11 protein-coding genes are annotated in these 14774 nt (G+C 49.8%); all 11 read left to right on the forward strand.

The genetic code is table 11. The features are described 5' to 3' along the window. Positions 1 to 218: 218 nt before the first annotated feature. The 11 genes from E3J62_11465 to E3J62_11515 all read left to right on the forward strand — a co-directional run bounded on the left by E3J62_11465 (position 219) and on the right by E3J62_11515 (position 14765). The gene (locus tag E3J62_11465) at positions 219 to 2081 is read left to right on the forward strand and encodes a T9SS type A sorting domain-containing protein (GenBank protein TET43957.1); all 1863 of its coding nucleotides are present in this window, start codon (positions 219 to 221) and stop codon (positions 2079 to 2081) included. 356 nt (positions 2082 to 2437) lie between these two features. Next, positions 2438 to 2707, forward strand: coding sequence for a 30S ribosomal protein S15 (gene rpsO, locus E3J62_11470; protein ID TET43958.1), 270 nt, complete (start codon positions 2438 to 2440; stop codon positions 2705 to 2707). A 12-nt stretch (positions 2708 to 2719) separates the two neighbouring features. Continuing rightward, positions 2720 to 4858, forward strand: a complete 2139-nt coding sequence (gene pnp / locus E3J62_11475) for a polyribonucleotide nucleotidyltransferase (GenBank protein TET43959.1) — start codon at positions 2720 to 2722, stop codon at positions 4856 to 4858. 3 nt (positions 4859 to 4861) lie between these two features. Continuing rightward, on the forward strand, positions 4862 to 6127 hold the full coding sequence (locus E3J62_11480) for an insulinase family protein (GenBank protein TET43960.1): 1266 nt from the start codon (positions 4862 to 4864) through the stop codon (positions 6125 to 6127). 20 nt (positions 6128 to 6147) lie between these two features. After that, positions 6148 to 7347: a pyridoxal phosphate-dependent aminotransferase gene (locus E3J62_11485; GenBank protein ID TET43961.1), complete on the forward strand. Its 1200-nt coding sequence runs from the start codon at positions 6148 to 6150 to the stop codon at positions 7345 to 7347. A gap of 14 nt (positions 7348 to 7361) precedes the next feature. Further along, positions 7362 to 8435 carry a glycosyltransferase family 9 protein gene (locus E3J62_11490; protein TET43962.1) on the forward strand — a complete coding sequence of 358 codons (1074 nt, stop codon included), beginning with the start codon at positions 7362 to 7364 and terminating at the stop codon, positions 8433 to 8435. Next, positions 8432 to 9325: a hypothetical protein gene (locus tag E3J62_11495; protein ID TET43963.1), complete on the forward strand. Its 894-nt coding sequence runs from the start codon at positions 8432 to 8434 to the stop codon at positions 9323 to 9325. Before E3J62_11490 ends, E3J62_11495 begins: the two co-directional genes overlap by 4 nt. Next, positions 9270 to 10424 carry a glycosyltransferase family 1 protein gene (locus tag E3J62_11500; protein TET43964.1) on the forward strand — a complete coding sequence of 385 codons (1155 nt, stop codon included), beginning with the start codon at positions 9270 to 9272 and terminating at the stop codon, positions 10422 to 10424. Before E3J62_11495 ends, E3J62_11500 begins: the two co-directional genes overlap by 56 nt. Beyond that, positions 10421 to 11701: an MFS transporter gene (locus tag E3J62_11505; GenBank protein TET43965.1), complete on the forward strand. Its 1281-nt coding sequence runs from the start codon at positions 10421 to 10423 to the stop codon at positions 11699 to 11701. The genes E3J62_11500 and E3J62_11505 overlap by 4 nt, the downstream gene beginning before the upstream one ends. Further along, positions 11698 to 13788, forward strand: coding sequence for an ATP-dependent DNA helicase RecG (recG, locus tag E3J62_11510; protein TET43966.1), 2091 nt, complete (start codon positions 11698 to 11700; stop codon positions 13786 to 13788). Before E3J62_11505 ends, recG begins: the two co-directional genes overlap by 4 nt. After that, positions 13785 to 14765 carry a DUF4837 family protein gene (locus E3J62_11515; protein ID TET43967.1) on the forward strand — a complete coding sequence of 327 codons (981 nt, stop codon included), beginning with the start codon at positions 13785 to 13787 and terminating at the stop codon, positions 14763 to 14765. Before recG ends, E3J62_11515 begins: the two co-directional genes overlap by 4 nt. Positions 14766 to 14774 lie beyond the last annotated feature (9 nt).

A 14774-nucleotide genomic window follows, 5' to 3' on the forward strand; every position in this document is an offset into this window, starting at 1 on the left:
CGAGGCCGAAATGGCCGCTTAACTTAACACTTATGCCGTGGAACGGGGCAGGCAGGATGAAAAATACCCTACCCTGTCTATCGACAGTATGGCTCTTTTTCAACTGGGCCTATTTCGTTTTCGATTTTCGCGATTTCGAGTTTGCTTGAGGGCACTGCGAAAAAGTTTCGTGGGGCGCGAAGATTCTTCGTGGGTAAAGGGGTGCGCTGGTGGGTTTCATGGCCTGTAAAGTAATGGAATGCAGATACTTACGTTTTTCCATCCGTCAGGCACGCCTCTTGCGAATATTTGTTCTTCAAAGGAACAGCAATCAAGAAATATTTGTGGGAGAGGAGGTGAACATGTTAAGAGTTGCTCTTCTGCTAGCCGCTGCTATTTGTCTGCCGCTTTCGTCTGCGGCAACAACAAGCATGTCATTTACCGACATAACAGACAGTACTACACTCGGTGATACGGCACATGCGTACGGCATATCTCTGGGCGACTACAATGATGATGACAAGCTCGATATATTTGTTGGGAATCTCATACTCCCTTCTAAGCTGTTCCGGAACGAGGGAGATATGGACTTCACCGACGTTACTGACTCTGCTGGATTTGAAGGGGTTGTCGAGGCAAAAGGGTCTTCCATGGCCGACTATGATAACGATGGCGACCTGGATCTGGCACTCACAGGATGGGGAAGGGATTCATTCTACAGAAACAATGGTGATGGAACTTTCATTGATTACACAGACTCTGCCAACTACGCAGTTGACGATTCCGTGCACGGGATGAGTGTTGTATGGGCAGACTATGATGGCGACGGTTACGTTGACCTCTTCGTTGCCAACCTTGATGGTCCGTCAATACTTTACCGGAATCAGGGCGACGGGACCTTCTCGGATGTGACTTCTGACGCAGGGATCGACTCCGACTACGGGACCGGTGCGCTCTGGCTTGACTATGATGATGATGGAGACCCAGACCTGTTCGTTGGCAGGTATTCGGGGAAACCTGACCACCTCTACAGGAACGATGGTGACAGCACGTTCACCGAAGTGGGTGATTCTGCTGGATTGGCACACGACGACAGCACCTTCGGATGTGTGGCGGGAGATATTGATGGAGACGGTGATCTGGATCTCTTTGTCGCAAGGTTTGGAGGTGCAAGTGCTCTGTATGAGAATGATGGGGATGGGACCTTCACCGACATCACCGACTCTGCCGGGGTATCCATGTCTGGTGCCGGTACTGGCTGCGCGTTCGAAGACTTTGACTCAGATGGTGATCTGGATCTATATGTTGGCCGCTTCCTTGATGAGAACTACATGTTTGAAAATGACGGAACGGGATCGTTCACTGACGTGACAGCTGATGCAGGTGTTGGGGACGCCGGTACCAACAGAACTGGCGTAGGCATCACTGCCGGTGACCTTGATGGTGATGGAGACGTGGATATTTACTGCGGGAACCATAAGAGAAACACCCTGTTCAGAAACGATACAGAGACCAGTCTCCTTGCCGCCAACAACTGGATGGTACTCAGGTTACACGGAAGCCTATCCAATAGGAGTGCGATTGGCGCAAGGGTCTACCTCACCACTCCTGCTGGTACTCAGGTGAGAGAAGTGACTGGAGGCTCTGGAGTGTGCTCCATGAGCAGCCTTCAGCTCGAGTTTGGTCTAGGACCCCACGGCGGTGCTGACATTGTAATCAGATGGCCCAGTGGTTATGTGGAGAATCGTGCAATTTTTGGCGGTGGGTATGTTGACATTGAAGAAGGGGTGACGGGTGTGGTCGAAGGTACAGCTCACAGAAGTATTCGTCAGGCTGTCCTTCTGCAGAACAGGCCGAATCCATTCTCCTCTCGTACATTGATCAGCTATCAGATAGCTGCCAGGGGTCCTGTCGCAATCGACATTTATGACATAGCCGGCAGGCTTGTTTGCAATCTGGTCAATGGAGAGGTGAACGCCGGAACCCACACCGTACTCTGGGATGGCACAGTCTCAGGTAAGGCGGTTTCAGACGGCGTCTACATTTGCAGGCTGAGCGGCGAAGGTTTCGCCCTTGCCCAGAAAATTGTCTTGCTGAAATAGCAGCATAAGCCGCGGGTACGATAAATCTGCCGCCTGTGAGGGCGGCAGATTTTCGCTAACGGCTGGTTCACCGGCTGCGACGTCAAATCTGCAAATCTGCGTGCTAGGCACCATGCTATTTCAAGTAGGATGTACGAATTGCTAAGTACGAGGCACTAAACACCTCGTACACGGTTTCTTGCACTTTGTACTTTGCTCTTTGTCCCTTGTACTTCCGTGCGTACAGCGTATAGCGTATAGCCGTCTTATAGCCTATATCTTACAGCTTACAGCTTTCAGAAGGGTTTGATTTTCATTGACATAGAGCAAATGGGATAGTAATATCCTAAGATTATCTGGAGAGAGGAGGTGATACGTTGGCTCTTGCAAAGGAAAAGAAGGAAGAGCTGGTTTCTCAGTTCAGGATACACGAGAACGACTCGGGTTCGCCTGAAGTACAGATAGCCATTCTGACCGAAAGAATCAAGGAGATAACCGAGCACCTGAAGAAGTTCAAGAAAGACCTTCATTCCAGGGCAGGTCTGCTCAGGCTTGTGGGAAGACGGAGAAGGCTTCTTAACTATCTGATGAAGAAAGACATGAAGAAATACAAGGCAATGGTGGAGAAGCTTGGCCTCAGAAAGTAGTCGGGAGGACTAATGATACATAAGGTTGAAACGGATCTGGGAGGAAGACCGCTCATTATTGAGTGTGGGAAGATGGCCAAGCAGGCAGATGGTGCTGTCACGGTAAGATACGGTGACACGATTGTCCTGATAACTGTCTGTGCGTCTGAGGAACCGAGAGAGGGGATCGATTATTTGCCTCTTATGGTTGATTACAGAGAGAAGACCTACGCTGCGGGTAAAATACCGGGCGGTTTTTTCAAAAGAGAGGGGAGGCCGACCGAGAAAGAGATTCTGAGCGCTCGACTTATTGATAGGCCTATCAGGCCGCTCTTCCAGAAGGGTGTTATTGACGACATTCAGATAGTGGCGACGGTTCTTTCTTCAGACAGAGAAAATGATTCAGATATTCTTGGCTCGATAGGGGCGAGCTCAGCGCTGGCCGTCTCGGATGTACCTTTCGACGGGCCGATTGGAATAGTGCGCGTTGGGATGGTTGACGGGTCTTTTGTGATAAATCCAACCTTTCCAGAATTAGAGAATGCCTCCTTGAATCTCGTGGTCGCGGGGAATGAGCAGAGGATAACTACAATAGAGGTTCACGGACAGGCAGTCAAGGAGAAAGAGATTGTCAACGCTCTGGAACTCGCCCTTGGAGAGATAGGGAAGCTTGTTGAGCTGCAGAAGGAACTGCGCTCTCTGTACGGTAGGCCCAAAAGGGAGTTGCACAAGATTGAAGTCTCCCCGGAATTGAGGGAGACGGTTGTAGATCTGGCCGTAGGTCGGGTCGTCATTGCCAATTCGCTACAGGACATAGATGAGCGGTTTGTCGCTATCGAAAAGATAAAGAAGGAGCTTGTGGAACAGCTGAGTGAGAAGTATCCGGACTCAGAGGCCAAGATTGGTTTCGTCCTCGAGGAACTCATATCCAGAGACATGAGGAGAAGAGTAATAGAAGAAGGGAAGAGACTCGATAACAGGCAGATGGATGGTTTGCGTTCCATAAGTTGCGAGGTGGGTATCTTGCCGCGAGCACACGGTTCTGCCCTGTTTACCCGAGGCCAGACTCAGAGCCTTTGCGCTGCGACTCTTGGAACGACAGTGGATGAACAGAAGATTGAAAATCTTGCTGGCGAATCTTTCAAAAGCTTCATGCTTCATTACAATTTTCCCCCCTTCAGTGTTGGAGAAGTGATTCCCATAAGAGGACCTCGGAGAAGGGAAGTGGGACATGGAGCCTTAGCGGAGAAGGCTCTCCAGTCTGTGATACCCAGTGAAGATGTATTCCCTTACACAATCAGAATAGTCTCAGATATTCTGGAGTCGAATGGTTCATCTTCGATGGCCGCGGTGTGCGGTGGCTCTCTTTGTCTTATGGATGCGGGAGTACCCATAAAGTCTGCGGTGGCCGGTGTAGCTATGGGGTTGGTGGTTGAGGGTGAGAAGCAGGTGATACTCACAGATATTGCTGGCGCAGAGGACCATTATGGAGACATGGATTTCAAAGTGGCTGGGACAGCCGAGGGTATTACAGCAATTCAACTTGACACCAAAGTGGAAGGGATAACTCTAGACACCGTGGAGAAGGCGCTGGAGCAGGCACGAGAGAACAGACTGCAAATTCTGGAGGTTATGAGCAAGACCATAGAGAAACCCAGGGGTAGTATCTCTTCCTACGCTCCGGTGGTCCTGAGGATGGAAATACCGAAGAGCAAGATTGGCGAGGTGATTGGTCCTGGTGGGAGAGTGATAAGATCTTTGATTGAAGAAACTGGAGCGGAGATAGAAATCAAAGATGATGGCAAAGTCACGGTCGTGTCGCATGGTGAGGGATCAGCGGAACTGGCCATGAAGAAGATAGAGGCAATAGTTGAGGAAGTAGAGGTTGGGAAGACCTATGTTGGCAAGGTCACCAGGATTATGAATTTTGGGGCTTTCGTTGAGATTCTTCCCGGCAAAGAAGGCTTGGTTCATATCTCCCAACTGGCTCCACACAGAGTGGGGAAGGTTACCGACGAAGTGAGTGAAGGTGAAGAGGTTACAGTCAAAGTCGTTGGCGTAGATGAACAGGGAAGAATAAATCTTTCTAGAAAGGTTTTGATGGCCGGAGGGGACCAGGAAAGACATAGACCCAGGGATCAAAATACTCGACGGTACGGGAAGAAGAGATAGGCAGTGGCCAGAGAGACTTGCAGAAAGACTGTTCTACCAAACCATATGAGGATACTGACTGAGCGCATCGGCAACGTGCGCTCAGTCTCTCTGGGAGTATGGTTTCTTACCGGCTCTCGAGACGAGTCCTCGGATGAGAGGGGTATAAGTCACCTTATTGAACACATGGTGTTCAAGGGCACAAAGACGAGAACCGCCAGACAGCTTGCCGTCGACATGCAGACTCTCGGCGGGAACTTCAACGCGTACACACTCAAGGAGTTGACGTGCTACTCAGCTAGAGTCTTAGATACTGACCTGGACCGTGCGGTGCACATTGTTGCCGACATGCTCCACAACTCGACATTTAATGATGCCGACCTTAGAACGGAGAAGCGCATAATTGCGGAGGAGATCAAGGGATATCTGGACTCTCCGGATGAAGTTGCGTTTGACCTTATGGCAAAGGCGGCTCTTGGCTCGCATCCTCTTTCCAACTCAATTCTGGGCACATCTAACTCTCTAGCAGGACTGGGTCGTAAGGAAATAAGAAGGACCTTGAGGAAGCACTACACCAGTGGACGCACATTGGTTGCCGCAGCGGGCGGTGTAAGACACGATCAGTTAGTTTCGTTGGTGAAGAAGGCTTTCGATTTTCCCAGATCCAACAAGTATCTTCCCAAACCTGCGCTGGTCGATAGCAGCTCGAGAGTCAGGTCAAAGAGGAAAATGGGTATTAGCCAGGTTCACCTCTGCGTAGGATGCAAGTGCGAACCGTACTCGGGGTCCAAGAGATATGTCCTTAAGGTCTTCAACACTCTCTTCGGGGACGGGATGGGCTCACGCTTATTTCAGAAGCTGAGGGAGGAAATGGGGTTGGCGTACAGCGTATTCACGTTCGTGCTGCCCTACCGTGACGTTGGGTTATTCGGTGGATATCTGGCGGTGCACCCCAAGAATGCGTCCAGGGCAATGGATGCTTTTTACGGTGAAAGTGAGAAAATGCTGAAAGAAGGAGTGACAAGAAAGGAACTTGAGAACGCCAAGTCAGAATCGAAGAGCGCATTAGTCATATCTCTTGAGAATACCTCAAACAGGATGTCAAGGCTTGCCAACATAGAGATTTATCTCGGGCGTCGCGTGTCTGTGGATCATACTCTAAACCAGTTCGATTCTGTCAGAGAGTCGGATGTAATGGAAATGGCGTCGAAACTGCTGCAACCCTCGAAGATGTCTCTGGGTGTGGTCGGACCGATCTCCAGATCAGAAGTGAAGTCTCTGGTTCGATAACGATTACACAGAGGTCCCCATTGATCAGTAGAAGAGCAAGAAACGTTCAGGCATCACCCATCAGAAAGCTCTTTCCCTATTCTGATAGGGCCAAGAAGAGAGGGATCAAGGTCTACCACTTGAACATCGGGCAACCGGATATCGAGACACCCCACTATTTCTGGGATGCTATCCATAGCTATTCAGAGAACGTGCTCGCGTATGGCCCATCTGGAGGTACTGCGGACCTCAGGTTCGCCATTGCTGACTATCTTGTGGCAGCCGGAATAGAAGTGAGCGCCGATGAAATCTGGATAACCACCGGCGGAAGCGAAGCAATCCTCTTCACCCTGGCGGCCATCTGTGATTACGACGATGAGATTTTGATTCCGGAGCCTTTCTATACCAACTACAATGGTTTTGCAAGTATGGCCGGTGTCAGGGTAATTCCTCTGGCGACGAGGGTGGAAACGGGTTTCAGGCCTCCCGGTGCGGGAGATGTGAAGAACAAGATAACGTCAAAGACGAGGGGTCTCGTAGTTTGCTCGCCAAATAATCCTACTGGCACAGTGTATACCAGGGAAGAACTAGAGGCTCTCGCAGATGTAGTCCTGGAGCACGACATCTATCTGATTGCAGATGAGGTTTACCGGGAATTTGTCTTCGATGGCAAAAAACATACATCTGTATTTCAAATCGAAAAACTCGGCGAGCAGGCGATAATTGTGGACAGCATATCGAAGAGATTCAGTGCCTGCGGTGCCAGAGTGGGGTTTGTGGTTTCACGGAACAGAGAGTTGATGGAGTCCATACTCAAGTTCGGTCAGGCCAGGCTCTGTCCACCTACATTGGAACAGGTGGGTGCTGCCGAATGTTTCAGAAACATGAAGCACTTCATCAAAGAGATGATAGCCGAATACCAACGCAGAAGGGATGTGGTCTACGAGAGACTTCTTGCTCTGGACGGGGCGGTCTATCAAAAACCAGAGGGAGCCTTCTATGTCGTTGCCAAACTTCCCGTGGATTCATCAGAAGAGTTTGCCAAATGGATGCTCAGCGATTTCGATGTTGACGGGAAAACAACTATGGTCGCACCGGCTGAAGGGTTCTATGCAACTCCTGGCAAAGGGGTGGATGAGGTGAGAATAGCATATGTGCTCAACGAGGAAGATCTCAAAGTAGCAATGGACATTTTGCTTGAGGGTGTACAGGAGTACAACAAGAAGAACCAAGATAAGTGAGGCCGCGCCGAGGGATGGTATCACCTGACAACGCAGAAAAGAAGGAAAAGATACTGGTGTCACTCTGGCCGGGACTGGGCGACATCATGTTTGCGACCCCTGCCTTGAGAGCCCTCAGGCACAAGTTCCCTGAAGCCAACATTACAGCCATGAGCCTCTGGGGAAAGGTGGGAAGGCCACTTCTGGCGCACAACCCCTATGTGGATCGACTCATCTTCATGAATCCGAGGGAATTTCTTTCCCCGATCAGGTGCTACGCTTTCTGGAAAAAGCTCAGATCTGAGAAATACGACCTGGCGGTTCAACTCTCCTTCCCGATTCATTGGTTGTTTTATCTGCTGGGCATAAGAAAGAGAGTGGGCTTTGGCCCTGGACCTTTCTGGTGGTTGGTTCCCAACCGTGAAGGGAAGGATCGGAACACGCATGCAACGGATCATTTTATCAGAGCCATAGACCGAATCGACGGGGTTCCCTACCGGGACGGTAAAGGCTACGATCTCAAATTGACCAAGGGTGAACTTGGGACGGCGCAGAGAATACTTGCTGAGTGGGAGCACACGGATAGTCCAATTGCTGTTGTACACCCTGGTGCTCGCTGCAACAAGAACAAAAGATGGGGCATGGAGAAATTAGTGGCGCTCATGAATAAGTTGCATCGTCAGTTCTCGGTTCGATTCATTCTTGTTGGCGGTGAGGATGATTCTCATATGAGTCAGTCAATTGCGAAACAGACTGAGGCGCGGACCCTCGACCTCGCGGCCAAGCTCTCGCTCACTGAGACAGCAGCTGTCGTTTCGAAGTGCGATCTCTATATAGGAAACGATACAGGGCCGACACACATTGTTGGCGCCACAGGTACGCCAATTGTGGCCATTTTTGGCTCCTCGAACCCGAGTGCTTTCAGGCCCCTGACCGACAAGGCAATTGTTATAACACCTGAGATGGAGTGTGCCCCTTGCTTCCATCCGGTCGGTCATATGTGGCTTTTGTGGGGGCTTCGTCTGAGGTATTACAATCAGTGCAGGGCTATGGATTCTATCAGTGTTGATGACGTCTTCAGAGCTTGTGAGAGCTTTCTTGCGAAATGAAAATCTGGTTGATCAAATTCGGGACGTTAGTGGCGTTGGTTTTTCCCAGGTTCTTGTCCTATCTCATCGCTGGCCTTTTGGCGCATTTTGCTTATTTTCTTCTTGGCAAGAGGAAAAAGGCTCTGTTCACTAATCTGCATCACATCTGCCGTGGAGAAACTGACAGGCGTACGTTTCTCGCGAGAAAGACATTGCAGAATTTCGCAAGAGCTACTGTAGATTTCCTGAGTATACCCTCTATGAAAAGAGATGAGCTCCCAGGCATGGTGCGTGACGAAGGGATGGAAAATCTGGATCGGGCTCATGCGAAAGGAAGAGGTGTGATCGTGGTAACGGCTCATCTGGGAAACTGGGAATTAGCTGGTTGCTATCTGGCCTCTTTTTCTTACCCTATTACTGCTGTGGCAGAGTCAAAGGGACCAGGTGAGAAGATCTTCGAATTCTATCTTCACTATCGCCAACATATGGGGATGAAGATCGTCGCCCTGGAGGAGAAGGGGTTGGTTCATAGGCTGCTGGGCGTTCTTGACCAGAAAGGAATTGTCGTTTTGGTGGGCGACAGAGACCTATCGGAATCAGGTATCAGGGTCCGTTTCTTTGACAGCACCGTTTCTTTTCCGCAGGGGCCTGCCGTGTTGGCTTTGAGGAGTGGTGCACCCATCATATGCGGTTATCTGCTCAGGGGTGAGAGAGGAGAAAAACCCTATCGGGTCGTTGTTGATCCTATGATAGAATTCAAAAGGAGTGGCCGTCTGTCTGAGGATGTGCGGTCGCTCACGCAGATGATTGCCGATAGGATTGCAAACCAGGTAATGAGATTTCCCGATCAGTGGTATGTCTTTCAGCCACCATGGGAGGAACACCATGCGCATCCTGATGGTGTCAGATAACTACTATCCCTATCCTGGTGGGATAGCCGAGCACATCCATCACGCGTCTTTGGAGTTGAGAGAGCTCGGTCACGAAGTCAAGATTCTGACAGCTTCCTATGGCGACAACCGCAGTTTCGGGAGCCCTCAGGTTATTCGTGTGGGACGGGGTGTTGTCATTCCAGTCAATAGATCTTTCTGTCTTGTTCCAGTGGGCTGGCGGCTCTCAGAAAGGGTAAGACAGGTACTTCGTGAGGGTGATTTTGACATTGTTCACACCCACGGACCTCTGGCACCAGTCTTGCCGATGTTGGCTATCAAGCATTCTAAGGCTGTCAACATTGCCACTTTCCATGCTGCCCATTCTAGCTCCCTGGGGTATAAGATTTTCTCTCCCATTCTGCGTCACTACTTCGATAAGCTGAGTGGCCTCATCGCTGTTTCCGAAGTGGCCAAAGAGTCTATGGACAGGTACTTCCCCGGGGACTATAGGATTATTCCAAATGGTATAGACATAAAGAGGTTCAATCCTGATCTTGAGCCAATTGAGACATATGCCGACGGAAGGCCTAACATACTTTTCGTGGGAAGATTTGACCCGAGGAAGGGGTTGAAGTATCTTTTGATGGCAATGCCCAGGATACTGAAATCGGTTCCAGAGGCAAGGCTGCTCGTCGTGGGCAAGGGGTTTTTGGAAAGCTATTACAGGAGGTTTCTTGACGCAGAATTCAGAGAATCGGTGGTGTTTGTTGGCTACGTCGAACCCGAGCTTCTACCTAGATACTATACTACCTGTGATGTTTTCTGTTCACCTGCAACCGGAGCGGAAAGCTTCGGTATCATACTTCTGGAAGCGATGGCCGCAGGCACACCCCTGGTAGCGTCTGGCATTGACGGATACAGACGCGTGATCAGCCACATGGATGATGGGATTCTGGTTCCACCGACGGATTCTGAAGCCTTGGCAGATGGTATAGTCAAACTTCTGAGTGACAGATCCCTGAGGATGAAGTTCAGGGAGAATGGTCTTAAGAAGGCGGAGTTCTATTCATGGGAAAGAGTCACCAAGACCATTGAGCAGTACTATGTCGAAGTTATAGAAAGGGTGTCCCGCAAGTGAAGAGGACGGGTCTTTTCTCAATCTTCCGCAATCGGAACTTCCGGGTCTTTTCTCTGTCCCAGGCAGTATCACAGTTTGGTGACAAACTCGACCACGTCGCCTTGATAGCTGTGATTGGTGTCATGGCCGGAAGTTCCTCTACTGCCCTGGCAGAGCTGGCAGTTTTCTTCACTCTACCAGTTCTCATTTTTGGACCAGTATCAGGTGCGCTGGTCGATAGATGGAGCAGAAAGAAAGTGATGGTTACTTGTGACGCATTCAGGGGACTGCTGGTCATATTGATACCCCCGGTAGTATTTCTGAGTGGCAGTCTGTGGTCTATGTATCTGATAGTCTTTGCTGTCTTTTTTATGGGACTCTTTTTCAATAATGCAAAAATGTCAATAATCCCCAACATGGTTGGACAAGATCAGCTTCTCGCTGCAAATTCTGCCGCCACTCTTATAGGGAGGATAGCCACGGTTGCCGCTTTCTTTCTTGGCGACCTAATAGTCCACTGGAAGGGTTGGAACAGGCTCCGAATTGAAGGCTGGCAGGCAGGTTTTTACCTTGATGGCCTGACTTTCTTCATTTCAGCAGTTGCCCTCACCATGATAACTGTCGTGTTCAGGAGATCCACAGACGCTGACAAGCCGGGCTTGAAGAATCAGACTTTCGTGAGGATGTTCCGGAGGACGCTTGTCGATGTGAGAGAGGGGTTCAAGCTCATAATGGCGAAAAGAGAGATAACGTTCGTCATGGCTTCCGTGGTGGTTTTGACATTCGTGGGTGGCTCCGTTTATGTGCTGGCGGTTCCTATCATACAATCCGAACTCGAGAGGGGTGCATTCAGTTATGGAACACTTGGGGCGATTATGGCAGTGGGTATGGTCATAGGTTCATTCTTGTATGGCAACTTCGGTCATAGGATGAGAAAGAGTACCGTGATAATTGCAGGTTTTGGGATTATCGGTACCTTCATGATTGTCTTTTCGATGCTCAGATCTTTCCTGGTAACAAGCGGTCTGCTCATCATATCGGGAATGATTCTTGCGCCCATTGTGATCACCCAGGACACACTACTGCACGAGATCGTTCCGGAGGAGATAAGAGGGAGGATATTCGGTACCAGAGAGTGGACTCTCAACGGTTTATTCATGCTTTCGGCTGTGGTGATGAGTTTGATTGCCAACTTCAGCTCGGTGAGAATTACGCTTAGAGGTGTGGGCATTCTCGTTTTCCTCCTGGCAGTAATGGGCCTGGCAAACAGACGCTCATTCATTGGTAATAGAGTATGAGTTCAGTCAAGAGAAGCCGCTCGCCGCTAGAGACGCCTGTTCAATATGTTAAGGGTGTGGGCCCCAGAAGAGCTACCATTCTGGCTCGACTGGGGATAGAAAATGTTGAAGACCTTCTATATCATGTTCCCAGGCGCTACGTGGATAGAAGCACGATAAGAAAGATTCGGGACTTGAGGATAGGTGAGCATGAAACCTTTCTTGGAAAGGTCGTGACCAAAGGCCTGCGTAGAACCAAATCAGGCGAGCCCGTCTTCAGTCTGGCCCTGACAGATGGCACGGAGATAATAACCTGCAAGTGGTTCAACCAGCCCTATCTTACAAACACTTTCAAGGTGGGCGATGAGTTCATTGTCAGTGGTGACATAAATTACTACAGGGGACTCCAGACCATACATCCTGAATATGAAAGGGCATCCGATGCTGAACAGCTACTTCACACAGGGAGGGTGGTTCCTATCTATCCGCTGTCTGAAGGTATCGGCCAGAAACAGATGAGGAAAATCGTCAGAAATGCACTGGATCTGGGTCTTCCGTGCGTGGAAGAAACTCTCCCGGAAGATATGGTGAGAAGAAAAGGATTGCTCGCCCGCAAGGAAGCGGTATCGCAGGTCCACTTTCCTGAGATACCGGAACAGGGAGAGGAGGCCAGAAGAAGGATGGCCTTCGATGAGCTTTTCTATCTCCAGCTTCTGCTTGCTATCAGGAAAAAAAGGATGCTGACGCCACGGACAGGGATAAGGTTTGACAAAGGAGAACGTCTCTGTCGCATGCTTCTAGAAGGACTGAAATTCGAACTTACGAAAGCGCAGAAGAAAGTTCTCTCTGAGATAAAGGAGGATATGCGTGGAGGACGGGTAATGAACCGTCTGCTGCAGGGAGATGTGGGAAGCGGAAAGACGATTGTAGCCGTTATGGCATTGCTGATAGCAGTAGAATCTGGATACCAGTCGGCTATCATGGCTCCCACAGAGATACTTGCTGAACAGCACTATCTGGTGATGAAAGAGCTTCTGCAGGGAATCGACTTGGAGGTTATCCTGTTGCTCGGAAAGATGTCAAAGAAAGAGAAGGAAGAGGCTTACTGCCTGATGGAGTCCGGTGAAGCCTCAATTGTAATTGGAACTCACGCTCTTATTGAAGAAGGGGTACATTTCAAATCACTCGGTCTGGTCGTGGTGGATGAACAGCACAGGTTCGGTGTGGTGCAGAGGGCGAAGTTCAGAAGAAAAGGTTTCTGCCCTGACTTCCTGGTGATGACTGCCACTCCCATTCCGAGGACCCTGTCTTTGACACTGTATGGAGATCTGGACATCTCCATCATAGATGAACTTCCGCCTGGAAGGAAGAAGGTCACAACCAGGGTGGTGGGTGAGAATAAGAGGGAGAAGGTTCATGGTTTTGTTAGAGATGAGATGGCGAAGGGAAGACAGTGCTATGTTGTCTGCCCGTTAATAGAGGAGTCGGAGAAACTCGATTTGAAAGCTGCCCAGGAGGTTCACAAGCGGCTGAAAAATGACATTTTTGAGGACCTGAATGTTGGGCTGTTGCACGGTAGGATGAAGCCGGACGAGAAAGAGAAGACGATGCGGGAATTCAGGGCGGGGAAAACCCATATTCTGGTTTCCACGACAGTAATAGAAGTGGGTGTTGATGTGCCAAATGCTACAGTGATGATAGTTGAGCATGCAGAGAGGTTCGGGTTGGCTCAGCTGCATCAGCTCAGAGGTCGGATTGGAAGAGGAGCTGAAAGATCGGTTTGCGTGCTCATGTGCGGGAGACAGCTCTCCCGAGAGGCAAGAGAAAGGTTGAATGCAATGGCAAAGACGACTGACGGATTCGAGATTGCGGAGATGGACCTTCGATTGAGGGGACCTGGAGAATTCTTTGGCACGAGACAGCATGGTTTGCCAGAGATGAAGGTCGCGGATTTGGTTGCTGATTCAAAGCTTCTGGTAGGCGCAAGGGATGAGGCATTCAGAATTGTGAATGAAGACACGGACCTTCTCATGGAGAAGAACAGAGTCATAAGAAAAGTGTTCATGTCCAAGTACAAAGAAAGTCTGGAACTCGCGAGGGTAGGATGAGAGTAGCAATTACTTTGGCGACCATCTTCTTCCTGTGCATGGTCATCTCCGGATGCAGGATACAGGAAGAGGCGGGCGGGAAGGAGACAATGGTTGTTGTTGTTTGCAGTGATGATGACTGGAGTGACGCGGGTCCTGCTCTGGAGAAAGCCTTCTCGGTGAAGGAGAAGACTCTTGAAGGACAGAGGATTTTCGAGTTGAAGCGTGTGCCTGCAAAAGATATGGATATGTATCGATACCGTAAGAACCTTCTATTAATGGGGAGTATCCACTCAGACCTGATGAAAGGAGTTCTTAGCGAGGATGCAAAGGTGATGGTCAGCTCCGGGGAATCTTACATGTTCGGGAGCCTTGATGCTTGGGCGAATAACCAGATACTGGTTATGACGGTTTCGTCGGAGGATAAATCCCTTGGCGAGATTACTAGGTCCACCGCTCGATCAGCCTTCAAGTATTTCAGGGAGGAGTGCCGGGAGAGGATAAGAAGAAGGATATACAGCAGCGGAATCGAAGAAGGACTGAAAGCTCAAATGAAGGAAAGACATGGGTGGAGTATTGACCTGCCCAAGGCTTACATTCCTGCAGCCGAGGACTCAATTGGCCACCTGGTTTCGTTCATCAAACATGTCCCTGAAAGAGTCATATCAGTCTACTGGGGTTTTGACAAGGAGAGGAAATCCTGGGTCGATATCAGAGACGAGATGGGGGCCAGGTATCTGCAGGGGGACATAGTTCATAGAGATAGATACAGAGAAATATCGACCACCTTCAGAGGACATAAGGCTGTTAAGCTTACAGGACACTGGGAGAACAAGAAGAAGATTATGGGAGGGCCGTTTGTGGCGTACTGTTTTCAAGATACCATCTCAGGAACATACTACATGGTTGACTACAATATTTTTGCTCCCGCTGAAAAGAAGTGGCCGATCGTGGCTCAGATGGAGTGGATAGCGCAGACGTTTAAGATATACCGTTAAGAAGGACAG

The sequence above is a fragment of the candidate division TA06 bacterium genome, from assembly GCA_004376575.1.
Lineage (GTDB): Bacteria > Hydrothermota > DG-26 > E44-bin18 > E44-bin18 > E44-bin18.

Coding starts and splice junctions, on each gene's coding strand:
- pnp (TET43959.1), top strand. CDS start 2,720: ATGATACATAAGGTTGAAACGGATCTGGGAGGAAGACCGCTCATTATT.
- E3J62_11515 (TET43967.1), top strand. CDS start 13,785: ATGAGAGTAGCAATTACTTTGGCGACCATCTTCTTCCTGTGCATGGTC.
- E3J62_11495 (TET43963.1), top strand. CDS start 8,432: ATGAAAATCTGGTTGATCAAATTCGGGACGTTAGTGGCGTTGGTTTTT.
- E3J62_11500 (TET43964.1), top strand. CDS start 9,270: ATGTCTTTCAGCCACCATGGGAGGAACACCATGCGCATCCTGATGGTG.
- recG (TET43966.1), top strand. CDS start 11,698: ATGAGTTCAGTCAAGAGAAGCCGCTCGCCGCTAGAGACGCCTGTTCAA.
- E3J62_11465 (TET43957.1), top strand. CDS start 219: ATGGCCTGTAAAGTAATGGAATGCAGATACTTACGTTTTTCCATCCGT.
- E3J62_11490 (TET43962.1), top strand. CDS start 7,362: ATGGTATCACCTGACAACGCAGAAAAGAAGGAAAAGATACTGGTGTCA.